Source organism: Streptomyces sp. NPDC017095, from assembly GCF_044332325.1.
GTDB lineage: Bacteria > Actinomycetota > Actinomycetes > Streptomycetales > Streptomycetaceae > Streptomyces.
The window spans coordinates 23,503-48,611 of the sequence record NZ_JBIROU010000003.1; the positions used below are offsets into that span (position 1 = coordinate 23,503).

The 25,109-nt window shown below is 73.5% G+C and carries 24 protein-coding genes; 8 read left to right on the top strand and 16 right to left on the bottom strand.

The window, feature by feature from the left end; all coding sequences use genetic code 11:
* Nucleotides 1-127: 127 nt before the first annotated feature.
* A complete protein-coding gene (locus tag ACH4OA_RS06250) occupies nucleotides 128-727 on the top strand; it encodes a helix-turn-helix domain-containing protein (RefSeq protein WP_365883801.1) in 600 nt (199 codons plus the stop codon).
* 7 nt (nucleotides 728-734) lie between these two features.
* Here ACH4OA_RS06250 and ACH4OA_RS06255 read toward each other — a convergent pair whose 3' ends face one another.
* On the bottom strand, nucleotides 735-1,286 hold the full coding sequence (locus tag ACH4OA_RS06255) for a M23 family metallopeptidase (RefSeq protein WP_397947793.1): 552 nt from the start codon (nucleotides 1,284-1,286) through the stop codon (nucleotides 735-737).
* Between the two features lie 465 nt (nucleotides 1,287-1,751).
* Here ACH4OA_RS06255 and ACH4OA_RS06260 point away from each other — a divergent pair, with 465 nt between their 5' ends.
* Entirely contained in the window at nucleotides 1,752-2,483 is a 732-nt protein-coding gene (locus tag ACH4OA_RS06260; protein WP_397967886.1) for an HAD family acid phosphatase, read from the top strand.
* Between the two features lie 110 nt (nucleotides 2,484-2,593).
* On the opposite strand, the gene ACH4OA_RS06265 is transcribed toward ACH4OA_RS06260, so the two are convergent.
* A complete protein-coding gene (locus ACH4OA_RS06265; protein ID WP_365941961.1) occupies nucleotides 2,594-5,119 on the bottom strand; it encodes an ATP-dependent Clp protease ATP-binding subunit in 2,526 nt (841 codons plus the stop codon).
* A gap of 430 nt (nucleotides 5,120-5,549) precedes the next feature.
* Between ACH4OA_RS06265 and ACH4OA_RS06270 the strand changes: the two genes are divergently transcribed.
* Entirely contained in the window at nucleotides 5,550-6,266 is a 717-nt protein-coding gene (locus ACH4OA_RS06270; protein ID WP_397967888.1) for an SCO3374 family protein, read from the top strand.
* Here ACH4OA_RS06270 and ACH4OA_RS06275 read toward each other — a convergent pair.
* From ACH4OA_RS06275 to ACH4OA_RS06320, 10 genes are all read right to left on the bottom strand, one after another.
* Nucleotides 6,245-6,580 carry an Lsr2 family protein gene (locus tag ACH4OA_RS06275; RefSeq protein ID WP_059251614.1) on the bottom strand — a complete coding sequence of 112 codons (336 nt, stop codon included), beginning with the start codon at nucleotides 6,578-6,580 and terminating at the stop codon, nucleotides 6,245-6,247. The genes ACH4OA_RS06270 and ACH4OA_RS06275 overlap by 22 nt on opposite strands.
* A gap of 205 nt (nucleotides 6,581-6,785) precedes the next feature.
* Nucleotides 6,786-7,319 carry an amino-acid N-acetyltransferase gene (locus ACH4OA_RS06280; protein ID WP_365875489.1) on the bottom strand — a complete coding sequence of 178 codons (534 nt, stop codon included), beginning with the start codon at nucleotides 7,317-7,319 and terminating at the stop codon, nucleotides 6,786-6,788.
* A gap of 9 nt (nucleotides 7,320-7,328) precedes the next feature.
* A complete protein-coding gene (locus tag ACH4OA_RS06285) occupies nucleotides 7,329-7,775 on the bottom strand; it encodes a BlaI/MecI/CopY family transcriptional regulator (RefSeq protein ID WP_397943528.1) in 447 nt (148 codons plus the stop codon).
* A gap of 153 nt (nucleotides 7,776-7,928) precedes the next feature.
* Nucleotides 7,929-8,102: a hypothetical protein gene (locus tag ACH4OA_RS06290; protein WP_365875485.1), complete on the bottom strand. Its 174-nt coding sequence runs from the start codon at nucleotides 8,100-8,102 to the stop codon at nucleotides 7,929-7,931.
* A gap of 1,044 nt (nucleotides 8,103-9,146) precedes the next feature.
* Complete coding sequence (locus ACH4OA_RS06295; protein ID WP_397943529.1) at nucleotides 9,147-9,803, bottom strand: hypothetical protein; 657 nt, start codon at nucleotides 9,801-9,803, stop codon at nucleotides 9,147-9,149.
* Between the two features lie 185 nt (nucleotides 9,804-9,988).
* Nucleotides 9,989-10,786, bottom strand: coding sequence for a type III pantothenate kinase (locus ACH4OA_RS06300; protein WP_365875483.1), 798 nt, complete (start codon nucleotides 10,784-10,786; stop codon nucleotides 9,989-9,991).
* 5 nt (nucleotides 10,787-10,791) lie between these two features.
* A complete protein-coding gene (gene nadC / locus ACH4OA_RS06305; protein WP_397967890.1) occupies nucleotides 10,792-11,769 on the bottom strand; it encodes a carboxylating nicotinate-nucleotide diphosphorylase in 978 nt (325 codons plus the stop codon).
* Between the two features lie 4 nt (nucleotides 11,770-11,773).
* Nucleotides 11,774-13,495: an L-aspartate oxidase gene (locus ACH4OA_RS06310; protein WP_397967891.1), complete on the bottom strand. Its 1,722-nt coding sequence runs from the start codon at nucleotides 13,493-13,495 to the stop codon at nucleotides 11,774-11,776.
* Nucleotides 13,492-14,493: a pantoate--beta-alanine ligase gene (panC, locus tag ACH4OA_RS06315; RefSeq protein ID WP_397947796.1), complete on the bottom strand. Its 1,002-nt coding sequence runs from the start codon at nucleotides 14,491-14,493 to the stop codon at nucleotides 13,492-13,494. The genes ACH4OA_RS06310 and panC overlap by 4 nt, the downstream gene beginning before the upstream one ends.
* Nucleotides 14,490-15,542, bottom strand: a complete 1,053-nt coding sequence (locus ACH4OA_RS06320) for a Rossmann-like and DUF2520 domain-containing protein (protein ID WP_397967893.1) — start codon at nucleotides 15,540-15,542, stop codon at nucleotides 14,490-14,492. The genes panC and ACH4OA_RS06320 overlap by 4 nt, the downstream gene beginning before the upstream one ends.
* Nucleotides 15,543-15,700: 158 nt before the next feature.
* Here ACH4OA_RS06320 and ACH4OA_RS06325 point away from each other — a divergent pair, with 158 nt between their 5' ends.
* Nucleotides 15,701-17,023, top strand: a complete 1,323-nt coding sequence (locus ACH4OA_RS06325; protein ID WP_397967895.1) for a threonine aldolase family protein — start codon at nucleotides 15,701-15,703, stop codon at nucleotides 17,021-17,023.
* 180 nt (nucleotides 17,024-17,203) lie between these two features.
* Here the strand turns inward: ACH4OA_RS06325 and ACH4OA_RS06330 are convergent, their stop codons facing one another.
* On the bottom strand, nucleotides 17,204-17,410 hold the full coding sequence (locus ACH4OA_RS06330) for a hypothetical protein (RefSeq protein ID WP_397947800.1): 207 nt from the start codon (nucleotides 17,408-17,410) through the stop codon (nucleotides 17,204-17,206).
* Between the two features lie 190 nt (nucleotides 17,411-17,600).
* On the opposite strand from ACH4OA_RS06330, the gene ACH4OA_RS06335 reads away from it, so the two are divergent.
* Nucleotides 17,601-18,704: a DUF5937 family protein gene (locus ACH4OA_RS06335; RefSeq protein WP_397943480.1), complete on the top strand. Its 1,104-nt coding sequence runs from the start codon at nucleotides 17,601-17,603 to the stop codon at nucleotides 18,702-18,704.
* A gap of 33 nt (nucleotides 18,705-18,737) precedes the next feature.
* Here ACH4OA_RS06335 and ACH4OA_RS06340 read toward each other — a convergent pair whose 3' ends face one another.
* On the bottom strand, nucleotides 18,738-19,409 hold the full coding sequence (locus ACH4OA_RS06340; RefSeq protein ID WP_365875467.1) for a response regulator transcription factor: 672 nt from the start codon (nucleotides 19,407-19,409) through the stop codon (nucleotides 18,738-18,740).
* 117 nt (nucleotides 19,410-19,526) lie between these two features.
* Complete coding sequence (locus ACH4OA_RS06345) at nucleotides 19,527-20,732, bottom strand: sensor histidine kinase (RefSeq protein ID WP_397967898.1); 1,206 nt, start codon at nucleotides 20,730-20,732, stop codon at nucleotides 19,527-19,529.
* A 118-nt stretch (nucleotides 20,733-20,850) separates the two neighbouring features.
* Here ACH4OA_RS06345 and ACH4OA_RS06350 point away from each other — a divergent pair, with 118 nt between their 5' ends.
* Nucleotides 20,851-21,975, top strand: a complete 1,125-nt coding sequence (locus tag ACH4OA_RS06350; protein ID WP_397967900.1) for an SAM-dependent methyltransferase — start codon at nucleotides 20,851-20,853, stop codon at nucleotides 21,973-21,975.
* 65 nt (nucleotides 21,976-22,040) lie between these two features.
* On the opposite strand, the gene ACH4OA_RS06355 is transcribed toward ACH4OA_RS06350, so the two are convergent.
* Nucleotides 22,041-23,192, bottom strand: coding sequence for an NADH-quinone oxidoreductase subunit D (locus ACH4OA_RS06355; RefSeq protein ID WP_365875461.1), 1,152 nt, complete (start codon nucleotides 23,190-23,192; stop codon nucleotides 22,041-22,043).
* Between the two features lie 31 nt (nucleotides 23,193-23,223).
* Here ACH4OA_RS06355 and ACH4OA_RS06360 point away from each other — a divergent pair, with 31 nt between their 5' ends.
* Nucleotides 23,224-23,727: a PH domain-containing protein gene (locus ACH4OA_RS06360; protein WP_365875459.1), complete on the top strand. Its 504-nt coding sequence runs from the start codon at nucleotides 23,224-23,226 to the stop codon at nucleotides 23,725-23,727.
* A complete protein-coding gene (locus ACH4OA_RS06365; protein WP_397943487.1) occupies nucleotides 23,724-25,070 on the top strand; it encodes a PH domain-containing protein in 1,347 nt (448 codons plus the stop codon). Before ACH4OA_RS06360 ends, ACH4OA_RS06365 begins: the two co-directional genes overlap by 4 nt.
* Nucleotides 25,071-25,109: the final 39 nt, after the last annotated feature.

The window sequence follows — 25,109 nt, forward strand, 5'->3', positions numbered from 1 at the left end:
GTTTTCCCGTTTCCCCCTGGGCGGCGCTACTTACTTGCCGCCCGGCTAGTTATCACTACACTGGGACGGTAGACGCGCTACTAGCCGGGCGTCAAGTAAGTTTCTCGGGAGCGCGAGGAGTACGAGGATGGGCCTCACCATGGACGGCACCAAGCACCAGCGCCGCGGCAACACCCGCCAGCGCATCCAGGACGTGGCACTCGCACTCTTCGCGGAGCAGGGTTACGAAAAGACCTCCCTGCGGGAGATCGCCGAGCGCCTCGACGTCACCAAGGCGGCCCTGTACTACCACTTCAAGACCAAGGAAGAGATCATCGCCAGCCTCTTCGAGGACCTGACGAAACCGATCGAGGGTCTGATCGACTGGGGCAGAGGGCAGCCGCACACGCTGGCCACCAAAGAAGAGATCATCCGCCGCTACAGCGAGGCGCTCGCGGGCGCCGAACCGCTCTTCCGCTTCATGCAGGAGAACCAGGCGACGGTGCGGGAACTGCGCATCGGCGACATCTTCAAGGACCGGATGCGCGGACTGCGGGACATCCTCGTCGACCCCGAGTCCGAGCTGGTGGACCAGGTCCGCTCGGTCAGCGCGCTGTTCACGCTGCACGCCGGGATGTTCGTGATGCAGGACCTCGAAGGCGACTCCGAGAAGAGGCGCGAGGCCGTTCTCGAAGTCGCCCTGGACATGGTCGGGCAGGCGCACCGGCACGCCCGCGAGACGCGTTAGGCCCGGGTCAGACCTTGACGCCCTGGGCGCGCAGGAACGCGACCGGGTCGACGGCGGAGCCGTAGTTCGGGGTCGTGCGGATCTCGAAGTGCAGGTGGGGACCGGTGGAGTTGCCGGTGGAGCCGGACAGGGCGATGTGCTGGCCGGTGCTCACGACCTGGCCGATCCGGACGTCGATCCGGGACAGGTGCGCGTACTGCGAGTAGGTGCCGTTGCCGTGCTTGATGACGATGGCGTTGCCGTACGCCGGGCCGTCGCCTGCGCCGTTCGGGCCGGCCTTGACGACGGTGCCGCCGTGCGCGGCGAGGACCTCGGTGCCGGTCGGCACGGCGAAGTCCTGGCCGCTGTGCTTGGCGACCCAGTGGCTGCCGGCCTGCATGAAGCTGGCGGAGAGGGTGTACGTCTTCACCGGGTCGACCCAGGAGGTGGCGGGGGCGGTGGCGGCGCTCGCGAGCCCGGTGCCCAGCACGGCCGTGGTGCCGATTCCGGCGGCCAGGACGGCCACGCGGTTGCGGAGCGAGGACGTACGGGAAGAGCGGGACGTGAAGCGTCGGAACATCGTGACCTCGTGTACTCGGGGACTTGTGGGCCACCCGGCGCACAGACGTCCGAAAAGACATCTGCCCGAAGCGGCCATCCCTTGGTAACCGACCACCCCGAGTCCTGACAAAAGCCCCATCTACGGCATCGTCTAGTAGACGACCCCGAAACGACCCGGCTCTTGACACCCGCTCCGCCGGACGGACACCCCCTCTGACTACGGGGTTTTCCCTTGGGATCTTCGGGGGTGAATGTCCCTTTTATCCGCCTATTTCCACTCACGATGTGCCTTAGTAGGCTACTTACCGCCTGTGCCGCTTATCACCGGCGGGATAAAAAGGCGGCCCCGGAATTGTGACGCGGGCCTCTCCGCACCTACCGTCCGGTAACCCTGCGGTTCCCCGCTCGCCACCCCCGGCTCGGAGCATGTCCCTGACATTCAGGACGCGTCCGGACGCGCGTCCGGACGTGAGAGGACCCCCACGTGACGACCACCCGCCCCCGGGCGCGCCGCGGCCCCGTGACCGCCGTCTGCCTGGCCGCCGCCTCCGTGGCCGCCCTGGCGACCCTGACCGCCCCGGCCGAGGCCGCTACGACCGGCACGGGCCCCTCGCCCGCGGCCCTGGCCGCCTCACCCGCGGCCCCGGCTGCCTCACCCGCGGTTGGGGCCGCCACGCCCGTCGTTGGGGCCCGCTCCGCCCCTGCCCCGGCCTCCGCCGCCAAGGTGGACTACGCCGCCTGGCAGCGGGACTGCCAGACGGTCATGGACCAGGCCCTGCCGTACCTGAAGCAGCGCATAGCCGCCGCCCGGCCCGGCGAGAGGCAGGCGGTCGTCTTCGACATCGACAACACCACGCTGGAGACCGACTTCGGCTTCAGCTACCCGCAGCCCGCCAACAAGCCCGTCCTGGCCGTCGCCCGCTACGCCCAGGAGCACGGCGTCTCGCTCTTCTTCGTCACCGCCCGCCCCGGCGTCCTGTACTGGCCCACCGCGTACAACCTCCGGCACGACGGCTACAACGTCTCCGGGCTGCGCGTGCGCGGCCTGTCCGACCTCTTCAAGGACGTCGCCGCCTACAAGACCGCGCAGCGCGCCGGCATCGAGGACGACGGCTACACGATCCTCGCGAACATCGGCAACAACGCCTCGGACCTGTCCGGCGGGCACGCCGGGAAGACGTACAAACTGCCCGACTACGACGGCCGGTTGTCGTAGCCGAGCACCGCGGGAGCCCGCCCCGGCGGCGGCCGGAGCGCGGGCGCGCAGACGAGAGGGGCCGGTGCCCGAAGGCACCGGCCCCTCTCGTCGGTCCGACCGCAGGAGGCTTACGCGTCCTTGCTCAGGTTGGGTCCGGCCCCGCCCGCGGCCTGCTCGATCGGCGGGACGTCCGGCAGTGCCGACTTCTCCTCACCCCGGAAGGTGAAGGTGACGGTGTCGCCCTCGCCCTCGGTGTCCACGACCACGATGTGACCGGGGCGCAGCTCGCCGAAGAGGATCTTCTCCGAGAGCGTGTCCTCGATCTCGCGCTGGATCGTGCGGCGCAGCGGCCGGGCGCCCAGCACCGGGTCGTAACCCTTCTTGGCCAGCAGCTCCTTGGCGGACTGGGACAGCTCCAGGCCCATGTCCCGGTCCTTCAGGCGCTCGTCCACCTTGTCGACCATCAGGTCGACGATCCGCAGGATGTCCTCCTGCGTCAGCTGCGGGAAGACGACCACGTCGTCGACGCGGTTGAGGAACTCGGGGCGGAAGTGCTGCTTCAGCTCGTCCGACACCTTGTTCTTCATGCGCTCGTAGTTGGTCTTCGTGTCACCCGAGGCCGCGAAGCCCAGGTTGAAGCCCTTGGAGATGTCCCGGGTGCCGAGGTTGGTCGTCATGATGATGACCGTGTTCTTGAAGTCCACGACCCGGCCCTGGGAGTCGGTCAGACGACCGTCCTCCAGGATCTGCAGCAGCGAGTTGAAGATGTCCGGGTGGGCCTTCTCGACCTCGTCGAAGAGGACGACGGAGAACGGCTTGCGGCGCACCTTCTCGGTCAGCTGGCCGCCCTCCTCGTACCCCACGTAGCCGGGGGGCGAGCCGAAGAGACGCGAGACCGTGTGCTTCTCGCTGAACTCCGACATGTCGAGGGAGATCAGCGCGTCCTCGTCACCGAAGAGGAACTCCGCGAGCGCCTTGGACAGCTCGGTCTTACCGACACCGGACGGGCCGGCGAAGATGAACGAACCACCCGGACGCTTCGGGTCCTTGAGCCCGGCGCGGGTACGGCGGATCGCCTTCGACAGCGCCTTGACGGCGTCGTTCTGGCCGATGACCCGCTTGTGCAGCTCGTCCTCCATGCGGAGCAGACGGCTGGACTCCTCCTCGGTCAGCTTGAAGACCGGGATGCCGGTGGCCGTGGCGAGGACCTCGGCGATCAGCTCGCCGTCGACCTCGGCGACGACGTCCATGTCGCCGGCCTTCCACTCCTTCTCCCGCTTCGCCTTGGCGGCCAGGAGCTGCTTCTCCTTGTCGCGCAGCGAGGCGGCCTTCTCGAAGTCCTGCGAGTCGATCGCGGACTCCTTGTCGCGGCGGACGCCGGCGATCTTCTCGTCGAACTCGCGCAGGTCCGGCGGAGCGGTCATCCGGCGGATGCGCATCCGGGAACCGGCCTCGTCGATCAGGTCGATCGCCTTGTCCGGCAGGAAGCGGTCCGAGATGTACCGGTCGGCCAGGGTGGCCGCCTGGACCAGGGCCTCGTCCGTGATGGAGACGCGGTGGTGCGCCTCGTACCGGTCGCGCAGGCCCTTGAGGATCTCGATCGTGTGCGGCAGGGACGGCTCGGCGACCTGGATGGGCTGGAAGCGGCGCTCCAGGGCCGCGTCCTTCTCCAGGTGCTTGCGGTACTCGTCCAGCGTGGTCGCGCCGATGGTCTGGAGTTCGCCGCGGGCCAGCATCGGCTTCAGGATGCTCGCCGCGTCGATGGCGCCCTCGGCGGCACCCGCACCGACCAGCGTGTGCAGCTCGTCGATGAACAGGATGATGTCGCCGCGGGTGCGGATCTCCTTGAGGACCTTCTTCAGGCGCTCTTCGAAGTCACCCCGGTAGCGGGAGCCGGCGACGAGGGCGCCGAGGTCCAGCGTGTAGAGGTGCTTGTCCTTGAGCGTCTCGGGCACCTCGCCCTTGACGATGGCCTGGGCGAGGCCCTCGACGACGGCGGTCTTGCCGACGCCGGGCTCACCGATCAGCACCGGGTTGTTCTTGGTGCGGCGGGACAGCACCTGCATGACCCGCTCGATTTCCTTCTCGCGCCCGATGACCGGGTCCAGCTTGGACTCACGAGCGGCCTGGGTGAGATTCCGGCCGAACTGGTCCAGGACGAGAGAGGTCGAGGGGGTGCCCTCGGCCGGGCCGCCCGCGGTGGCGGTCTCCTTGCCCTGGTAACCGGAGAGCAGCTGGATGACCTGCTGCCGCACCCGGTTGAGGTCTGCACCCAGCTTGACCAGGACCTGGGCGGCGACGCCCTCGCCCTCGCGGATCAGGCCGAGCAGGATGTGCTCCGTGCCGATGTAGTTGTGGCCCAGCTGAAGGGCCTCGCGGAGCGACAGCTCCAGGACCTTCTTGGCACGGGGGGTGAAGGGGATGTGGCCGGACGGGGCCTGCTGGCCCTGGCCGATGATCTCCTCCACCTGCTGGCGGACCGCCTCAAGCGAAATGCCGAGGCTCTCCAGGGCCTTAGCGGCGACACCTTCGCCCTCGTGGATGAGACCCAGGAGGATGTGCTCGGTGCCGATGTAGTTGTGGTTGAGCATCCGGGCTTCTTCCTGAGCCAGGACGACAACCCGCCGCGCGCGGTCGGTGAACCTCTCGAACATCGTTAATCGCTCCTCAGAGCGGTCAGGCAGTGGGGGGAACTTCCCCTCCCTGTCCTTCCGCAGCTTAGTCCCGCAAGCGGGGACCGCTCATTCCAACTGCCGACACCGTCGATGGCCTCCTGACCCCGAACGCCGACATCTGCTCCAACCCGATGGTGCGAGACGATGTTCCCGCAGGCCAGGCAGTTACCCCACTCGCCAGTACGCCGTTGGCGAACGTGAGACGGCCCATTCTGCGTGTCGCCCCCTCCCACTAGGCATGTCTTACCCGCGGGCACCGACACTCCATGCCGAGCGCACCGGTTCCCTCCGCTACGGGCGAACAACCTTGCGTCCCCCCGGGCCCGCGCGCCTCCCCATTCCCGGCACGGTGCGCAGCCGACAGGACACCCAGCGTAACCCGCACGGCCTCGCGGCGGTTGCACCCGGCATGGCTGGCTCCGTCCCCCTGACATCCGCGCTCCCCCTTCCCCGCCGGCCCCCCGGACCGGGCGCACCGGCCGCCGGCGCCCTGCCGGCCGGCCCGGAGGCCCGGGCCCGGCACTGGTACGAGAACGAACTGGGGTGGCCGACCGTGCCCGGACGGCCGCTGCGGCTGCTCACGGGGGTGCGGTTCGACGCGCTGGACGTGCCGGCCGAGGCGGGCGCGCACGCGCTCCGGCATCTCGCGCCGGACTCGCCGGTGCTCCTGCGGGGTGACCGGATGGCGCTGCTGGTGGCGCCGGGCAGCGCCGAGGAACTGCCCGGGCTGCTGGACTGGCTGGAATGGGGCCCGGTCCCGCTGGACCTGCGCGTCCTCGGGCCGGGCGGCACGCTTCGGGCTCCGGTGCCGGCCGGTCCCGGGCGGCCCGCCTTCGCGCGGGAGGCCGCCGGGTCCGCGCAGGGGGCCGCGGTATGGCTGCGGCCCCCCGGACCGGGACCCGGGGCCGGGACCTCGCTGCCGGCCATGCCGGGTGTGCCAGGTGGTGCGCCGGGTGCACTGGGTGTGGCGGCCGGATCGGCCGCGGGGAACGCGGGCGCGGGGAGCGCCCCCGATCTCGTGCGCCTGGTGGACACGGTGGCAGCGCACTGTCACCGCGTCCGGCTGCGGCGCGTGCGCGCCGGGTGTCCCGCCGGGCGGCGGGATCAGCCGTTGGCCTTCTCGTAGGCCTCGCGGATCGACGCGGGAACCCGGCCGCGGTCGTTGACCTCGTAGCCGTTCTCCTTCGCCCAGGCGCGGATGGCCGCGGTGTCCTGGTTGCCGCCGGAAGCGGCACGCGCCTTTCCACGCCCGCCCGAAGCACGGCCGCCGGTGCGGCGCCCGCCCTTCACATAGGGATCAAGAAGGCTGCGCAGCTTGTCCGCATTGGCAGTCGTGAGATCGATCTCGTACGTCTTGCCGTCCAGCGCGAACGTCACCGTCTCGTCCGCCTCGCCGCCGTCGAGGTCGTCGACAAGAAGGACCTGAACCTTCTGTGCCACCGCATTTCCTTTCATCGATAACGTTGAGGGGGCAGGGGGTGTGCGGCGTCCGCCGTTTCGCCGCCCCTGTTATATGCAGTACTGCAGTACGTCGGAAAGCAAACCGCTTTTGCCGGAAAAACACAAACCCTCGGGAGAGCCTCAGCGGTCCGCCCGCGTCCGGAAACATGCGCGTTTCGGACATAGGGCACCTGGGCAATGACGATCACAGATGCAGAAGCATCCGGCTGTTGCCCAAGGTGTTCGGCTTCACTCGTTCGAGACCGAGGAACTCCGCGACGCCCTCGTCATAGGAACGCAACAGCTCGGCGTACACATCGGTGTCGACCGGCGTCTCCCCGATCTCCACGAACCCGTGCTTCGCGAAGAAGTCCACTTCGAAGGTGAGGCAGAAAACGCGTCGAACGCCGAGCCAGCGCGCGGTGTGGAGCAACTTCTCCAGCAACTGATGGCCCACGCCGGCGCCCTTGAGGCCGGGCTTCACCGCCAGAGTCCGCACTTCCGCCAGGTCCTCCCACATGACGTGCAGCGCGCCGCACCCGACGACCTCGGCGTTGTCGTCGCGTTCGGCGACCCAGAACTCCTGGATGTCCTCGTAAAGCGTGACCATGGCTTTGTCGAGCAGGATGCGGTCACGGACGTAGGCGTCGAGGAGGCGGCGGACGGCCGGGACATCGCCGGTCCGGGCCCGCCGGACGGTGATGGCTTTTGCGGAGACTTCGGGACGCTCTGCTGACATGAGCGGACGCTATCGCCCGGCCGCGTCCTCCGCCGAGCCGGGGTTCTCCTCTTGCCGGGCTTCCGGGGCTTCGCGTTGCCGGGCCGCGGCGGCTTCCCGGGTTTCTTCCGGTCCCTGGACGATGCGTACGGCGTCCCTGAGGGCCTGGCGCTGTTCCTCGCTCATCATGCCGAAGAAGGCGACGAGAGCGGCGGCCGGGTTGTCGCTCTGCGACCAGGCCTCGTTCATCAGGGCCGCGGCGTAGGCGGCGCGTGTCGACACGGCCTCATATCGATAGGCCCGGCCTTCGGCCTCCCGGCGCACCCAGCCCTTCTGATGGAGATTGTCCAAAACGGTCATCACCGTGGTGTAGGCGATCGACCGTTCCTGCTGGAGGTCTTCCAGGACTTCTCGAACGGTCACCGGGCGGTTCCACTTCCACACCCGCGTCATGACCGCGTCTTCGAGTTCTCCCAATGGGCGAGGCACAGCTCAGAACAATAGTGGGAGATCCCGGCAATGGCGTGCCGGACGTGCGCTATGGCGGCAAACGCGGGCAAAAAGGGCGCATACGGGCCGCGCCTGCCTGCTCGGGCGCGGGCCGCGGGCCGCGGGTTGTCCGGGCGTGGCTCAGACGTCGGCGGGGCGCGCGGAGGCGGCTTCCACGCGCGCGAGAGCGGCGTCGACGGCCGCGTCCTCCTTGGCCTTGGCGGCCCCGCCCTGGGTCTTCACGATCACCCTGACCACACCGATGAAGAACGCGGCCATGACGACCGGGGGCACGAGCGCGGAGACGTAGTCCATGCCTCCAGAGTAGCCACGGGGCACCGGGCGAAAGGTACGGGGTACGCGACTGCGCGTCGCGCCCCACCGAGAACAACCCCGCTCCGCGAACCCTCCGGCCGAACACCCCTCCGACCCGCGCCACGGCCTCACGGCCGCCGCCACGGATACCCCGGCGGCTGCGGGCCTGGCCACACGCCCGCACGGCGATACGGATGAGAGGGACGGCCCCGGCCCGGCCGAGGCGAGGCAGGACTACGGCCACCCGACAGGCCCGGCCACGCCCGCGCGCGGCGAAGCAGGCGGCGAGAGGGGCCCGACTACCGGCGAGGCCGGCCCCAGCGCCCCAGCGGCGCCGCCACGCGCCCGCGCGGCGGGACGGGCCAGTGCCCGCGCCCGGGTCAGGCCAAGGCTAGGCAAGCGGGCCCGCGGCCCCTAGCGGTGCAGGCCCGAGACGGAACCGGCTCGAAGGGCGAAGCCAGTCCGCAGGCAGCTCAGCCGCGCGCCGGCTCGGCGGGGCAGGAGGCGATGGAACCAGCCGAAGGGAGGACGCCCCCGGCGGCGCGGCCACGCGCCCGCACGGCGGTTGCCGGACGACAGGACGGGCCCGGGCTCCCGGGTCCGGACCCGGGAGCCCGGCCGCGCAGTGGCACGGTGGCGCGGGCCGCGAGACGGGACGGCCGAGGGACGGAGCCGGCCCACAGCCACCCGGCGAGCCCGGCCGCGCGTCGGCGCGGACCGTGGGACCGGCCCGAGTCCGGCCGAGGGCGAGGCAGGCTCGCAGCGACCCGGCAGGGCCAGCCGCACGCCCGCGCAGACCGCCAGACGGGGCCGGAAAGAGACGGGACCAGGCCGAACGATGGGCCCAGCCCACAGTCGGCCGGCGGGTCCGGCCGCACGCCCGCGCGGCGGCGCAGGCGGCAGGACGGGATTGCCGGGGCGGGGCCAGCCCTGTGGCCACCCGGCGGGACCGCCCGCCCGCCCGCGCGGCGGCGCAGGGGGCGAGGCGGGGTCGGGCCGGAAGGTGGGCGCAGCGCGCCGCCGCTCGGCCGCGGGGTGGGTGGGTCAGACCGCGGTCAGTTGGTGGGCGGAGCGTTCTGCGGGTGGGGACGGTTTGCGACGGGGGAAGACCTCTCCCGGTGTGGGGATGGGCCGCTTCGGGGCGGCCGGGTCCGGCACGGGCCGCTCCGCCGGGCCGGGCGACGGCTTCCGCGCGGGCTCCTGGGCGGGCTGTACGGGCTCCTGGGACTGCCCGTCGTCCTGGCGGACCCCTGGGTCCCCCGCGCCGCCGGGAAGGGCCAGCAGGCGCGTCCGCGCGGGCGGCACGGCGGGCGCCGGCACCTTGCGGGCACCCTGCCCGAACCGTGCCCGTACGTCCTGCTCGGCCAGCGCCCGGCAGCGGTCCAGCAGCGCCGCCGCCACGGGGTTCCCGCGCAGCGCCCGGAGCGCGGCGAGGTCGTCCGGCACCGGCCGGTGCCCCGCCCCGAGGGCCTCCTCCAGCAGCGTCAGGTACCCGGCGGCGGTGCCCGGCAGAGCGGCCCGGTAGCGGCCCAGGTCGGCCACCAGGAAGGCGCGCAGTCTGGCCCCCTCGCACACCGCCTCGTCGAGCGACTCGGCGAGCCGCAGACAGTCCTGCACGTCCGCGGCGGAGGCGTGGCCGGGGTGGAGGGCGAGGGCGAGGGCGCGGCGGAGCACACGCAGCTCCTCCGCGCCGAACGCCATGCCGCCGCGGGATCCGTATGGCGTGGGCATGCGGCGACGCTATCGCTAATCGGACAAAAGTGACGTTCCAGGACGTTTTTTCGGCGCGTGTCGTACGCCGGTTCCCTCGTCCGGGGCCACCCCGCGCGGGTGACCCGGCACGCGCCGCCGGCAGCGGCCGGCGCCCGCCGGGCACCGGCCGTCCGTCACAGCCGCGACACGTTCCGCTCGTACACCAGGCGCAGCCCGATCAGCGTCAGCCACGGCTGGTGCTCGTCGATCACCGAGGCCTCGCCCAGCACCATCGGCGCGAGCCCGCCCGTGGCGATCACCGTCACGTCGTCGGGGTCGTCGGCCAGCTCCCGGGCCATCCGCTCGACCACCCCGTCGACCTGGCCGGCGAACCCGTACACGATGCCCGCCTGCATGGCCTCGACCGTGTTCTTGCCGATCACGCTGCGCGGCCGGGCCACCTCGATCTTCCGCAGCTGGGCGGCCTTGACGCCGAGGGCCTCCACCGAGATCTCGATGCCCGGGGCGATGACACCGCCGACGTACTCCCCGCGCGCGGAGACCGCGTCGAACGTGGTCGCCGTACCGAAGTCGACCACGATCGCCGGGCCGCCGTACAGCTCGTTCGCCGCGACCGCGTTGATGATGCGGTCGGCGCCGATCTCCTTGGGGTTGTCGAACTGGATCGGCACGCCCGTCTTCACGCCCGGCTCGACCAGCACGGCGGGCACGTCGCCGTAGTACCGGCGGGTGACCTCGCGCAGTTCGTGCAGCACCGACGGGACGGTCGCGCAGATCGCGATGCCGTCGATGCCGTCGCCCAGCTCCTCGCCGAGCAGCGGGTGCATGCCCATCAGGCCCTTGAGCAGCACCGCCAGCTCGTCCGCCGTGCGGCGCGCGTCCGTGGAGATGCGCCAGTGCTCGACGATGTCCTCGCCGTCGAACAGGCCGAGGACGGTGTGCGTGTTGCCGACGTCGATGGTGAGCAGCATGGCCGTTACTCCGCCTCGCGCAGATCCAGGCCGATGTCCAGGATCGGCGAGGAGTGGGTGAGCGCGCCGACGGCCAGGAAGTCCACGCCCGTGCCGGCGTACGCGCGCGCGTCGGCGAGGGTCAGCCGCCCGGACGCCTCCAGCAGGGCCCGGCCGCCGACGATGCCGACGGCCTCCTCGCACTCGCCGGGCGTGAAGTTGTCCAGCAGGATCAGGTCGGCGCCCGCGTCCACGACCTCGCGGAGCTGGTGCATGGTGTCGACCTCGACCTCGATCGGCACGTCCGGGAAGGCCTCCCGTACGGCGGTGAACGCCTGCGCGACGCCGCCGGCGGCGATCACGTGGTTGTCCTTGACCAGGGCCGCGTCGGACAGCGACATGCGGTGGTTGACGCCGCCGCCGCAGCGGACGGCGAACTTCTCCAGCGAGCGCAGGCCCGGGGTCGTCTTGCGGGTGTCCCGCACGCGCGCCCTGGTGCCCTCCAGCGCGTCCGCCCACGCGCGCGTGGCGGTCGCGATGCCGGACAGCCGGCACAGGATGTTCAGCGCGCTGCGCTCGGCGGTGAGCAGGTCGCGGGTGCGCGTGGTGACCGACAGCAGCTTCTGCCCGGCCTCGATCCGGTCGCCGTCCTCCACGTGCCGCTCGACCTCGAACTCGTCCGTGCAGACCACGGAGAGCACGGCCTCGGCGACCCGGAGGCCGGCCACGACGCCCGCCTCCCGCGCGGTGAAGTCGCCGGTGGCGACGGCGTCCTCGGCGATGGTGGAGACCGTCGTCACGTCCACGCCGCCGGCCAGGTCCTCCTGGATGGCGACGTTGGCGATGTCCTCGACCTCCACGGGGTCGAGTCCGGCGGCGGCCAGCAGCTCGGCGAGCGCGGGGTCGAGCCCGCACTCCAGGTACTCCTCGTCGCCCTCGGCGCCGCAGGCGCAGCCGTCGCCGCAGCCGCCGGTCGGGGCGAGGGGAAGGTCGTCGGTGCTCACGTCGTCACTGCTCCTGGGGGCGCGGGGTTGGCCGGGTCGGGGGGAAGTCTGCGGTGTCCGTGGTGCGTACGGCCAGCGACCGGTCGGGCTTGAGCCGTACGACGATGTGGCGCCGCCAGTGGGTGTCGTCGCGCTCGGCGCGGTCCTCGCGCCAATGGCAGCCGCGGGTCTCCTCGCGCAGCCGGGCGGCGGCGACCAGCACCCGGGCGACGAAGAGCAGGTTCGTCGCCTCCCAGGTGTCCACGCCGGGCTCGGCGGTCTTGCCGTTCTCCTCCAGCGCGTCCCGGGCGTCGTTGTGCAGCCGCTGGAGCCGGTCGGCGGCCCCGGCGAGGGACTCCGCCGAGCGCAGCACGCCCGCGCCCTCGGCCATGATCCGCTGGATGGCGAAGCGGCTCTCCGGGGCGAGCAGCGGGTGGACGGGCCGGTCCGGGTACGGCACCGGGGCGGGCACGCGCGCGGGCAGGCCGCCCGCCGCGCGCGCGGCGGCGATGTCGGCGGCGATCCGCTCCGCGTACACGAGCCCTTCGAGCAGGGAGTTGGAGGCGAGCCGGTTGGCGCCGTGCACGCCGGTGCACGCCACCTCGCCGCACGCGTACAGTCCGGGCACGGTGGTCCGGCCGTGGGCGTCGGTGCGGACGCCCCCGGAGGCGTAGTGGGCGGCCGGGGCGATCGGGATCGGCTCGGTGACCGGGTCGATGCCGTGGGCGCGGCAGGCGGCCAGGATGGTCGGGAAGCGGTGTTCCCACATGTCGGCGCCGAAGTGCCGGGCGTCCAGGTACATGTGCTCGGCGCCCTGGGCCAGCATCCGCCGCAGGATGCCCTTGGCGACGATGTCCCGGGGCGCCAGCTCGGCCAGCTCGTGCTGGCCCACCATGAAGCGCACGCCGTCGCCGTCGACCAGGTGGGCGCCCTCGCCGCGCACCGCCTCGGAGACCAGCGGCTGCTGGCCCTCGGCGTCCGCGCCGAGGAACAGCACGGTCGGGTGGAACTGCACGAACTCCAGGTCGGAGACCTCGGCGCCCGCCCGGAGCGCCAGCGCCACGCCGTCGCCGGTGGACACCGACGGGTTGGTGGTCGCGGAGAACACCTGGCCCATGCCGCCGGTCGCCAGCACCACCGCGGGCGCGTGCACGGCGCCCACGCCGTCGTGCTGGCCCTCGCCCATCACATGCAGGGTCACCCCGGCCGTACGGCCCTCGGCGTCCGTCAGCAGGTCCAGCACCAGCGCGTTCTCGATGGTGCGCAGCCCGCGCGCGCGGACCGCCTCGACGAGCGCCCGGGAGATCTCCGCGCCGGTCGCGTCCCCGCCGGCGTGCGCGATACGGCGGCGGTGGTGGCCGCCCTCGCGGGTGAGTTCCAGGCCGCCTTCCAAGGACTCGTCGAAGTGCGCGCCGGTGTCGATGAGCCGCCGTACCGCGTCGGGGCCTTCGGTCACGAGGATGCGTACGGCCTCCTCGTCGCACAGGCCCGCACCGGCCACGAGGGTGTCCTCGAGGTGCTGCTCGGGCGTGTCGCCCTCGCCCAGGGCGGCGGCGATGCCGCCCTGCGCCCAGCGCGTGGAGCCGTCGTCCAGCCGGGCCTTGGTGACGACCACGGTGGTGAGGCCGGCGGCCTCGCAGCGCAGGGCCGCGGTCAGCCCGGCCACGCCGGAACCGACGACGACCACGTCCGCGGCGATGGCCCAGCCGGGGGCGGGCGCGTGCAGTCGTATGCCTGTGCTGGTCACGAGGCGGCTCCGAGGGTTCCGAAGGTGAGCGGGAGGTTGTCGATCAGCCGGGTCGTGCCGACCCGGGCGGCGACGGCGAGCACGGCCTCACCGGTGAAGTCGTCGCCGATCTCGGTGAAGTCGGCGGGGTCGACCAGCGCCAGGTAGTCCAGCCGCAGCGGCGGGTCGAGGCGGGCGGCCTCGTCCAGGACCTGGCGGGCGGCGGCGCGCACGGCCGCCGGGGCGCCGGGCGCGGCGGTGGCCACCGCGTGCGCGTCGGCCGCCGCGCGGGACTCGCCTATGGCGCTCAGCGCCTCGGCCCGCGCGTGCGTGGAGGGCACTTCCCGGGCCCGCGCGCGCAGCGCCTCCTGGGCCGCGTGCCGGTCCCGGCCGGCGAACAGCGCGCGGGACAGCGCGAGCGCGGTACGGCGCTCCACGGGCGACAGGTAGCGGTTGCGGCTGGACAGGGCGAGCCCGTCCTCCTCGCGCACGGTCGGTACGGCGACGATCTCGACGCCGAAGTTCAGGTCCCGCACCATGCGCCGGATCAGGGCCAGCTGCTGGGCGTCCTTCTGCCCGAACAGCGCGACGTCGGGGCGGGTGAGGTGCAGCAGCTTGGCGACGACGGTGAGCATGCCGTCGAAGTGGCCGGGCCGCGAGGCGCCCTCCAGGCGTTCGCCCATGGGTCCCGCGCAGACGCGCACCTGGGGCTCGCCGCCCGGGTACACCTCGTCCACGGAGGGCGCGAACACGGCGTCCGCGCCCGCCTGCCCGGCCAGCTTCACGTCGGCGTCCAGGGTGCGCGGGTAGCGGTCCAGGTCCTCGCCGGCGCCGAACTGGAGCGGGTTGACGAAGACCGTGACGACGACCTCGCCGTCCGGGCCGGCGATCCGGCGCGCGGAGCGGACGAGGGTGGCGTGGCCCTCGTGCAGGGCACCCATGGTCATCACGACGGCGCGGCGGCCGCGGCGCACGCGCGCGTGCAGCTCCCCGGCGGTGCTCAGCAGGGCGGTGGTCATCGGTCGTTCCCCTCGGTGCCGGTCGGACCGTCGGTGTCGTCAGTGTCGTCGGTGCCGGTGCTGTCGTCGGTGCGGTTCGAGCCGTCATCGCCGGTCGTGCCGTGCGGACGGTCGGTGCGGCCGGTGCCGCCTGCGGGGCTCGTCCGGCCTCCGTCGGCGAGTACCCCGAGAAGGTCCTCCGCCAGTTCCGGCTTGAGCAGGCCGGACGCGAGCGCGCGGTCGGCGGTCGCGCGGGCCATCGCCAGATAGCCGGCCACGGTCTGCGGAGCGTGCCGGCGCAACTCGGCGACGTGCGCGGCGACCGTGCCGGCGTCCCCGCGCGCGACCGGGCCGGTCAGCGCGGCGTCACCGGAGCGCAGCGCGTTGTCCAGGGCGGCGCCGAGCAGCGGGCCGAGCATCCGGTCGGGCGCCCCCACGCCGGCCGTGCGCAGCAGTTCCATCGCCTGCGCGACCAGCGTGACCAGGTGGTTCGCGCCGAGCGCGAGGGCCGCGTGGTACAGCGGGCGGTTCTCCTCGCTGATCCACTCCGGTTCGCCGCCCATCTCGATCACCAGGGCCTCGGCGGCCAGCCGCAGTTCCCCGGGCGCGGTGACGCCGAACGAGCAGCCCGCGAGGCGCTGGACGTCCACGGGCGTGCCGGTGAAGGTCATCGCCGGGTGCAGGGCCAGCGGCAGGGCGCCCGCGCGCAGGGCCGGGTCGAGGACCGCCACGCCGTACCGGCCGGAGGTGTGCACCAGGAGCTGGCCCGGCCGGACCGCGCCGGTCTCGGCGAGCCCGGCGACCAGGCCGGGCAGGGCGTCGTCGGGGACGGTCAGCAGCACCAGGTCGGCGCGCTGGAGCACCTCGGCGGGCGGCACCAGCGGGACGCCCGGGAGCAGCCTCTCGGCACGCCTGCGGGAGGCGTCGGAGACTCCGGAGACGGCCACCGGGCGGTGCCCGGCGAGCTGGAGGGACGCGGCCAGCGCGGGGCCCACGCGGCCGGCGCCGACGACACCGACGGTGAGCCGCGCGGGGCGGTCCTTGAGGTCTGGCTGGTGGACTGTACTCACGCGACGGCGGCCTTCCCGTTCCAGTCCGCTCTGGGTACCGGACGATTTCTCGTCATGTTAACGCTATCGGGTGGGACGGCGGCCGGTCGTCCACAGGCCGGGGTCACGCCACGGAAATCCGGCTGCTCGCACGCAGGGCCGCGCGGCATGATCCGCACATGACTGACGCGGCGGGACCACAACAGCAGGATGCTCCTCATGCGGGCACCGGGCAGCCGGACACGGCGCGCGCGGACGCGGAGCAGCCGGGGGCGGAGCGCGCGGGCGCGGAGCAAACCGGCACGGAGCAGCCGGGCGCGGAGCGCGCGGGCGCGGGGCAGCCGGGTGCCGAGCCTCCGGAGCAGTCCGCCGAGGAGCGGCTGCGGGCGCGGCGCCGGGCCGCCTTCGCGCGGGCCGAGCGCGTGCTGGGGCGCCCGGGTTTCCGGCGCACGATCCGGGAGCGCCTGGCGGACCTCCAGGAGGCGGCGCCCGAGGTGTACGACCTGGACCGGAACACGGACCTGTACGGCGACGGGATCGTGGCGGACCTGGAGAAGCGGGTCGCGGAGCTGCTCGGCACCGAGGCCGCCGCGTTCTTCCCGACCGGCACCATGGCCCAGCAGGTGGCGCTGCGCTGCTGGGCGGGCCGCACCGGCGACCGCACGGTGGCCCTGCACGCCCTGAGCCATCCGGAGGTGCACGAACGGCATGCGTTCAGCGAGGTCAGCGGGTTGCGTCCGGTGCGCGTGACCAGTGAGCCCCGGCTGCCCACGGCGGCCGAGATACGGGACTTCGAGGAGCCCTTCGGGGCGCTGATGCTGGAGCTGCCCCTGCGGGACGCCGGTTTCGTGCTGCCCTCCTGGGAGGAGCTGACCGAGGTGGTGGCGGCCGCCCGGGAGCGTGACGCGGTGGTGCACTTCGACGGCGCGCGCCTGTGGGAGTCCACGGTCCGCCTCGGCCGGCCGCTGGCGGAGATCGCCGGTCTCGCGGACAGCGTCTACGTGTCGTTCTACAAGTCCCTCGACGGCTTCGGCGGTGCCGCGCTGGCCGGCCCGAGGACGCTGGTGGAGGAGGCGAAGACCTGGCGGCACCGGTACGGCGGCATGGTCTTCCAGCAGTTCCCCACCGCGCTGTCCGCGCTCGTCGGACTGGAGCGCGAACTGCCCCGGCTGCCGCGGTACGTGCGGCACGCGCGCGTGGTCGCCGCCGCGCTGCGCGAGGGCTTCGCCGCGGCCGGCGTGCCGTGGGCCCGGGTGCACCCCGACGAGCCGCACACCCACGAGTTCCAGGTGTGGCTGCCGTACGACCCCGGCGTCCTGCTGGAGGCGTCCGTGCGGCAGGCCGAGGAGACGGGCGTGTTCCTCTTCGCCGACCACTGGGACGCGGGCGGGCCGGGGCTGGCCCGCACCGAGGTCTCGGTGCGCTCGCCCGGCCTGGAGTGGACGGCGGACGACGTACGGGCGGCCGTCGCCGACTTCGCGCGCCGGCTGCCCGGCGCGTAACCGGCGCGGACGGCGTACCGTCCGCGCGGACCCTCACGGCGCGCGCGGGCGGTCACGGCGCACAAGCCCCCACGGCAGCGCCGCGGACGTCACGGCGCGCAGGCCCGCACAGCGCCGCGCGCGCTCACAGCGCCGTAGGGCCGTCACAGTGTCGCGCGCGGTCACAGCGCCGCAGGCTCGTCACAGTGCGCGTGGCCGCAGCCACCGGCGCAGGGCGTACCGCAACCGCCCGTGCGCCGGGCGCCCGGCGACGACCGCGTCAAAGCGGCGGTATTCCCGTGCTTCCCGCAGCGCGTCCAGGTCGTGGCGGCCCGGCGCGGGCGGCTCGGGCTCGCCGTGCAGCCGGGCGCGGTAACTGTCGAGGAGGTACTGCTGGGTGATGCTCATGGCGGATCGCCTTCTCGGGTTCTCGGACTTCTCGGGACGTGGACCGGTCACCGGCCGCTCGGTGCCGGACCGGGCTCCGCGGCTGCCCCGGTGCCCACAGCCTGCTGCCGCGCCCCCGGGATGTCCCGTCGATTGACGGCCGGCGTCAATCGGCGCGGGCGTTGTCGGCGGGCGGGTGCAGGATGGACGCATGAGCGTGACGATCGACATCACCGGGCTGCCCTTGGAGCGGGTGCACGTCATGCCCTCTCCGCTGGCGGAGCTGGGGATGGCACTGCACGCGCTGAGCGAGCCCGGCCACCACCCGGAGCTGCGGGGCTGGGCCACCGCCGTCTCCTCCCGGCTGGACCCCTGTCTGGCCGACCGGCTGTGCGAGGCGGACTTCCTGTGGCGGACGACGTTCTCGGACGTCTTCGCCCCGTTCGCCGGCCTCCCGGGCGGACGCGCGCTGCCCGGGGCCACGCTCGCCGAGGAACTCGACCAGCTCGACAAGCTGACGGACGAGCAGTTCGTGAACGCGGCCCTGGAGTTCACCTGCCAGTTGCGCTACGACGTGCGCGAGCCCGGCCCGCTGGACGACCCGGAGCTGCGCCGGCGCTCCCTGGAGCTGGCCGCCGCGCGCGGTGCCGTGCAGGAGCGGTTCACGCGCCGGCTGCTGACGGAACCGCCGGCCGTCCGCGCCTGGTTCCGGCAGCTGCTGCTCGACTGCGACGACGCCTTCTTCGCCGACACCTGGGCCCGCGTCCAGCCGCAACTGGCCGCGGACGCCCGGCACAAGACCGAGCTGCTGCGCCGCAAGGGCCTCGGCGAGGCCCTCGCGTCCCTGTCCGGGGCCGTCTCGCTGGACGAGGAGTCCGCGCTGATCACCATCGACAAGCTGCTGGTGGGCCGTGCCGTCACCGGGGACGGCGGCCTGGTGCTGGTGCCGACCAGCCTCGGCTGGCCGCACCTGATGGTCCTGCACCGGTACGGCTGGCAGCCCTCGATCACCTATCCCGCGAGCGGTTCCCGCCCGCAGGCCCCCTCCGTGGAACAGCTCACCCGCCGGATGGAGGCGCTGGCGCACCCGGTGCGGATGCGGCTGTGCCGGCACCTCGCGCGCGCCCCGCACACCACCAGCGAACTGGCCGACGCCCACGGCATGACCGCGCCCGAGATATCCCGGCACCTGACCGTGCTGAAGAAGGCGGGCCTGATCACCGGCTGCCGGCGCGGCCGGTACGTGCAGCACCAGCTGGACCTGGCCGCGGTGGCCCGGCTCGGCAGCGACTTCATCGAGGGCGTCCTGCGCTGAGCCGCCGGTCCCGGGCCGGCGCCCGTACCGGCGTCAGCCGTGGCCGCCCGCCCGGACCAGCCCGGTCTCGTACGCCAGCACGACCACCTGCACCCGGTCCCTGAGGCCCAGCTTGGTCAGGATGCGGCCCACATGGGTCTTCACCGTCGCCTCGCTCAGCACCAGCCGGGCCGCGATCTCGCCGTTGGACAGGCCCTGCGCGACCAGCACCATGACCTCGCGTTCGCGTTCCGTGAGCCGTTGCAGCTCCTTGTGCCGGGGCTCCCCGCCGGCGGAGGGCAGCATCGGCGCGAAGCGGTCCAGCAGGCGCCGGGTGGTGGAGGGCGCGACGACCGCGTCGCCGCTGTGCACGGCCCGGATGGCGGCCAGCAGATCCCCGGGCGGCACGTCCTTGAGCATGAAGCCGGAGGCACCGGCCTTCAGCCCGGAGAAGGCGTACTCGTCCAGGTCGAACGTGGTCAGGATAAGCACCTTCGGCGCGTCGGGCTCGGCACAGATCCGCCGGGTGGCCTCCACACCGTCCAGCTTCGGCATCCGGACGTCCATCAGGATGACGTCGACGGCGGCGGACCGCAGCACCTGGAGGGCCTCCACACCGTCGCCCGCCTCCGCGACGACCTCCATGTCCGGCTGGGCGGCGAGCACCATCCGGAACCCGGTGCGCAGCAGCGCCTGGTCGTCGACGAGCATCACGCGGATCGTCATCGGGTCCTCTTCCGTGTCTTCGGGGTCTTCGGGGTCTTCGGGCGGCGCGTCCGGCGCCGTGGGAGGGTGCGACACCTGTGGGAGTGCGAAGGCCCGCGGGGGGCGCGGGGTCCGGGGTCAGTGCGCCGGCTTGAGCGGCAGCAGGGCGCTGATGCGGAATCCTCCGCCGGGGCGCGGTCCTGCGTCCAGCGTGCCGCCGACCATGCCGACGCGCTCGCGCATGCCGATCAGACCGTGGCCCTGCCCGTCGGCGCCGCCCTCCTCGTACAGCTCGTGCGGGGCGCCCTTGCCGTCGTCCTCGACCAGCAGGCCCAGTCCGTCGTCGAAGTAGACCAGCCGTACGCTCGCGCCCGCGCCCGGCCCGCCGTGCTTGCGGGTGTTGGTCAGCGCCTCCTGCACGATCCGGTACGCGGTCAGCTCCACGCCGCTGGGCAGCGGGCGCGGGGTGCCCTCCACCTTGAAGTCGACCGGGAGGCCGGAGGTGCGGCACTGCTCGACGAGGTCGTCGATCTGCTCGACGTCGGGCTGCGGGACGTACTCCCCGCTCTCCTGGTGCTCGCCGGTGCGCAGCACGCCCAGCAGGCGGCGCATCTCGGCCAGGGCCTGGCGGCCGGTGGAGGAGATCGTCTCCAGGGCCGTCTTCGCCTGGTCGGGCGCGGCGTCCATGACGTAGGCGGCCCCGTCGGCCTGCACCACCATCACCGACACGTTGTGCGCGACGACGTCGTGCAGCTCCCGCGCGATCCGGGCGCGCTCGGCGGCCACCGCGACCTTCGCCTGCGCCTCGCGCTCCTTCTCCAGCCGGGCCGCGCGCTCCTCCAGCTGGGCGAAGTACGCGCGCCGGGTGCGCATGGAGTCGCCGAGCACCCAGGCGAGGGCGAAGGGCACCGTCTGGAAGACCGCTATGGCGGCCTGCCCGGGGAAGCCGGTGTTCTCGGCCGGCCAGCGGATCTGGGCCGCGGTCGCCGCGCAGAGGCTGACGGCGAGGGCGAGCCGGGAGGACCAGCGCGCGCCGACCGCCGCGACCGTGTAGGTGATCACCAGCAGGGCGAAGTCGGCGACGGTCGTCTCGACGTCCAGGACCAGCTGGGCCAGCCCGGCCACCAGGGCGACCAGCAGCATCGGCTCCGGCAGACGGCGGCGCAGCGCCACGACGGCGCACAGGACGGCGGACACGGCCAGCCCGGCCGGGACCGTCCCGTGGTGGTCCCGCACCCCGTCGAGACTGACCACGCTCAGTCCGGACATCCCGAACAGGACGACGGCCCAGAAGGCGTCGACCCCGGTCGGGTGACGGCGGAGGAAGTCATAGAGGCGCTGCACGTAACCCAGCGTAGGGAAACCGGATGCGTGCAGGGGTCAACCGATGGGCCGATCCGCGCCCGGCGCGTGTACTCCCCAAGGTGGATGCCGTGATCGTTCGGGCCCCTACGCTGGCCCGGTGACGGATGAGACGACGACGGCGCAGGGACCGGGCGGGCGGCCGGGCCCGCGCGGCTGGCGCGCGGCGGCCGAGGCGGCGCTGTACGGGCCGGGCGGCTTCTACCGGCGCCCGGAGGGCCCGGCCGGTCACTTCCGCACCTCCGTGCACACCTCCCCGCTGTTCGCGCGGGCCGTCGCCCGGCTGCTGTGCCGGGTGGACGCGGCGCTCGGGCGGCCCGCGGTGCTGGACTTCGTCGACCTGGGCGCCGGACGCGGCGAACTGGTCACCGGGGTGCTCGCCGCGCTGCCGGCCGAGGTGGCCGCCCGCGCGCGGGCGTACGCCGTCGAGATCGCCGACCGCCCGGCCGGCCTGGACGGACGGATCACCTGGCTGCGCGAGGTCCCGGACGCGGTGACCGGGCTGCTGTTCGCCAACGAGTGGCTGGACAACGTCCCCGTGGACGTGGTCGAGGTGGACCCGGCGGGCGTGCCCCGGCTGGTGCTCGTCGCGGCGGACGGCTCCGAGCGGCTCGGGGAGCCGGTGACGGGCGCGGCGGCCGACTGGCTGGCGCGCTGGTGGCCGCTGCCGGCCGAGGAGGGGCTGCGGGCGGAGATCGGGCTGCCCCGGGACCGCGCCTGGGCGGCGGCCGTGGGCCGGGTGGCGCGGGGCCTGGCGGTGGCCGTGGACTACGCGCACACCGCGGACACCCGCCCGCCGTTCGGGACGCTCACCGGCTTTCGCGCGGGACGCGAGACGGCGCCCGTGCCGGACGGCACCTGCGACCTCACGGCGCACGTCGCGCTCGACGCGTGCGCGGCGGCCCCGGGCCCGCTGCCGGACGCGCCGCGCGCGGCCTCCGCCCCGGCGGGCGCACCGACCCGCACGCCCTCCGAAACCGCGCGCACCCCGGCGCGCGACCTTCCTCCCGCGCGCCTGCTCACGCAACGCGCCGCCCTGCACGCCCTCGGCCTCACCGGCGCGCGCCCTCCGCTCGCGCTGGCCTCCACGGACCCCGCCGCCTACGTGCGCGCCCTGGCCGGCGCCGGCGAGGCCGCCGAACTCACGGCACCGGGCGGCCTCGGCGACTTCGGCTGGCTGCTCCAGCCGGTCGGCGTCCCGGACCCGCTGGAACCGGTCCCGTAACGGCCCCGCGACCGCCGTAACTGCTCCGCGCCCGCCGTGGCAGACCCGGGGCGGCCCCGCGCGGCCTACTTGTCGATGTCGCCGACCACGAAGAACAGCGAGCCCAGGATCGCGACCATGTCCGCCACCAGCGTCCCCGGCAGCAGCTCGGTCAGCGCCTGGATGTTGTTGTACGAGGCCGAGCGCAGCTTCAGCCGGTACGGCGTCTTCTCGCCCTTGCTGACCAGGTAGTAGCCGTTGATGCCGAGCGGGTTCTCGGTCCACGCGTACGTGTGCCCCTCGGGCGCCTTCAGCACCTTCGGCAGCCGCTGGTTGATCGGCCCCGGCGGCAGCTCCGCGAGCCGGTCCAGGCAGGCGTCGGCGAGGTCGAGGGCGTTGTGGGTCTGCTCCAGCAGCACCTCGAAGCGGGCGAGACAGTCGCCCTCGGCGCGGGTCACCACCTTCAGCACGTCCTGGAGGGCGCCGTAGGCCAGGTACGGCTCGTCGCGGCGCAGGTCGAAGTCGACGCCCGAGGCGCGCGCGATGGGCCCGCTCACGCCGTAGGCGTGCACCGCCTCGGGTGAGAGCGCCCCGACCCCGCGCGTGCGCCCCCGGAAGATCTCGTTGCCGAGCACCAGGTCGTCGAAGACGTCCATGCGCGAGCGCACCACGGCGACGGCCTCCCGCGCGCGGGCCGCCCAGCCGGCCGGCAGGTCCTCCTTGAGGCCGCCGACCCGGTTGAACATGTAGTGGATGCGCCCGCCGGAGACCTCCTCCATGACGTTCTGGAGCACCTCGCGCTCCCGGAACGCGTAGAACACCGGCGTGATCCCGCCCAGTTCCAGCGGGTAGGAGCCGAGGAACATCAGGTGGTTCAGCACCCGGTTCAGCTCGGCGAGCAGGGTGCGCGTCCACACCGCCCGTTCGGGGACCTCCATGCCGAGCATCCGCTCCACGGCGAGGACCACGCCCAGTTCGTTCGAGAACGCCGACAGCCAGTCGTGCCGGTTGGCGAGCACGATGATCTGCCGGTAGTCGCGTGCCTCGAACAGCTTCTCGGCACCCCGGTGCATATAGCCGATCACCGGTTCCGCGCGCAGGATGCGCTCCCCGTCCAGGACGAGCCTGAGCCGCAGCACACCGTGCGTGGACGGGTGCTGGGGCCCGATGTTGAGCACCATGTCGGTGCTCTCCGCCGCGCCGCCGATGCCGACCGTGGTCTCCGTCGTAGGAGTCATGGCCCCAGTTTCCCCTACGTACGCTGGACGCATGGAAACGGGGAGCGGGGAAGAGACCGGGGCGCGGGCGGACCAGCCGGTGTGGCGGGGGCTGGAACCCGCCCTGCTGCGGATGCGCCGGCTGCTGCTGGCGGTGTGGACGGCGCTGCTCACGGTGGCCGCCGGGCTGCTGCCGGGGCTGCTCGCGGGGCCGTGGTGGGCGGCCTGGGCGCTGCTGCCACCGGCCGCCGCCCTCTGGTGCCGGCGGCTGCTGGGGCGCAACTGGCGCTCCTGGCGCTACGCCGAGCGCGCCGACGACCTGCTGATCAGCCGCGGTGTCCTGTGGCGCGAGGAGACCGTGGTGCCGTACGGCCGGATGCAGCTGGTGGAGGTGACGTCCGGGCCCGTGGAGCGGCGCTTCGGGCTGGCCACCGTACAGCTGCACACGGCGGCCGCCGCGACCGACGCGACCATCCCCGGCCTGGACCCGGCCGAGGCGGAACGCCTGCGCGATCGGCTCACCGAGCTGGGCGAGGCACGATCGGCGGGCCTGTGACCTCCCCGGGCCGCGCCGGCGACCAGGACGGCGGCATACCGCGGCACCCGCCCGTCACCGAGCGCCGTCTGCATCCGGTCACGCCCTTCCGCCGGGCGTGGGCGCCGCTCGCGGTGCTGGCCGGCTGGGCGGTGCACGACCCGAACGGCGCCCAGCAGCAGCTCGCGCGGCTGACCCACACGATGCTCCTGCTGGGGCTCGCGGTACTGGTGCCGGCGGCCGGCCTGTACGGCTTCCTGTCCTGGTGGTTCACGCACTACGCCGTCACCGACACCGAACTGCGCATCCGCACCGGGCTGCTGTTCCGGCGCACCGCGCACATCCGGCTGGAGCGCGTCCAGGCCGTGGACGTCTCCCGTCCGCTGCTCGCGCGCGTGGCCGGCGTCGCCAAGCTGCGCATCGACGTGGTGGGCGCCGACAGGAAGGACGAACTGGCCTTCCTGGGCGAGCGGGAGGCGCGCGCCCTGCGCGCGGAGCTGCTCGCGCGCGCGGCGGGTTTCGCGCCCGAGACGGCGCGCGAGGTCGGCGAGGCGCCGGCGCGCATCCTGCTGCGGGTGCCGCCGCGCGAGCTGGCGCGCTCCCTGGCGCTGACGGGCGCCACTTGGGGCACGCTGGGCGTCGCGCTGGTCGCGCCGGCCGTCCTGTGGCTGGTCACGCACAACCTGTGGACGGTCCTGGCCACCGCCCTGCCCCTGCTCGGCGCGGCCGGGGCGCGGGGCGGGGGCCGGTTCGCCACCGAGTTCGACTGGACGGTGAGCGAGTCACCGGACGGGCTGCGCATCGACCACGGGCTGCTCGACCGGACGCACGAGACGGTGCCGCCCGGCCGGGTGCAGACCGTACGGATCGTGGAACCGCTGCTGTGGCGGCGCCGGGACTGGGTGCGGGTCGAACTCGACGTGGCCGGCTCCGACAACTCCGTGCTGATTCCGGTCGCCCCGCGCGCGGCGGCCGAGTCGGTCCTCGCGCGCGTGCTGCCCGGGGTGACGGTCCCGGCCGGGCTCTCCCGGCCGCCGCGCCGGGCCCGGTGGTGCCTGCCGCTGTGGTGGCGCGGGCACCGGCTCGCGGTCACCGGCACGGTGTTCGCCGCCCGGAGCGGCCTGCTGTGCCGCCGGCTCTCGCTGGTCCCGCACGCCAAGGTGCAGAGCGTCCGGCTCACCCAGGGTCCCTGGAAGCGCTGCCTGGGGCTCGCCGACGTCCACGTGGACACCGGCGCCGACAAGACCGTGACGGGCCGTCTGCGGGGCGCGGCGGAGGCCGCGCGGCTGCTGCACGAGCAGGCGGAGAGATCCCGTACGGGCCGCGGGGACGCCCTTCCGGACCGGTGGATGACCAGCGGCTGACCGGCGCCCCGGACCGGCACGCGCCCGGGCCCGGCTCCC

Excerpts from the sequence above, each read along its gene's own strand:
- ACH4OA_RS06250 (WP_365883801.1), top strand. The coding sequence starts at position 128 with ATGGGCCTCACCATGGACGGCACCAAGCACCAGCGCCGCGGCAACACC.
- ACH4OA_RS06255 (WP_397947793.1), bottom strand. The coding sequence starts at position 1,286 with ATGTTCCGACGCTTCACGTCCCGCTCTTCCCGTACGTCCTCGCTCCGC.
- ACH4OA_RS06265 (WP_365941961.1), bottom strand. The coding sequence starts at position 5,119 with ATGTTCGAGAGGTTCACCGACCGCGCGCGGCGGGTTGTCGTCCTGGCT.
- ACH4OA_RS06270 (WP_397967888.1), top strand. The coding sequence starts at position 5,550 with ATGGCTGGCTCCGTCCCCCTGACATCCGCGCTCCCCCTTCCCCGCCGG.
- ACH4OA_RS06280 (WP_365875489.1), bottom strand. The coding sequence starts at position 7,319 with ATGTCAGCAGAGCGTCCCGAAGTCTCCGCAAAAGCCATCACCGTCCGG.
- ACH4OA_RS06290 (WP_365875485.1), bottom strand. The coding sequence starts at position 8,102 with ATGGACTACGTCTCCGCGCTCGTGCCCCCGGTCGTCATGGCCGCGTTC.
- ACH4OA_RS06295 (WP_397943529.1), bottom strand. The coding sequence starts at position 9,803 with ATGGCGTTCGGCGCGGAGGAGCTGCGTGTGCTCCGCCGCGCCCTCGCC.
- ACH4OA_RS06300 (WP_365875483.1), bottom strand. The coding sequence starts at position 10,786 with ATGCTGCTCACCATCGACGTCGGCAACACGCACACCGTCCTCGGCCTG.
- panC (WP_397947796.1), bottom strand. The coding sequence starts at position 14,493 with ATGACCACCGCCCTGCTGAGCACCGCCGGGGAGCTGCACGCGCGCGTG.
- ACH4OA_RS06325 (WP_397967895.1), top strand. The coding sequence starts at position 15,701 with ATGACTGACGCGGCGGGACCACAACAGCAGGATGCTCCTCATGCGGGC.
- ACH4OA_RS06330 (WP_397947800.1), bottom strand. The coding sequence starts at position 17,410 with ATGAGCATCACCCAGCAGTACCTCCTCGACAGTTACCGCGCCCGGCTG.
- ACH4OA_RS06335 (WP_397943480.1), top strand. The coding sequence starts at position 17,601 with ATGAGCGTGACGATCGACATCACCGGGCTGCCCTTGGAGCGGGTGCAC.
- ACH4OA_RS06340 (WP_365875467.1), bottom strand. The coding sequence starts at position 19,409 with ATGACGATCCGCGTGATGCTCGTCGACGACCAGGCGCTGCTGCGCACC.
- ACH4OA_RS06355 (WP_365875461.1), bottom strand. The coding sequence starts at position 23,192 with ATGACTCCTACGACGGAGACCACGGTCGGCATCGGCGGCGCGGCGGAG.
- ACH4OA_RS06360 (WP_365875459.1), top strand. The coding sequence starts at position 23,224 with ATGGAAACGGGGAGCGGGGAAGAGACCGGGGCGCGGGCGGACCAGCCG.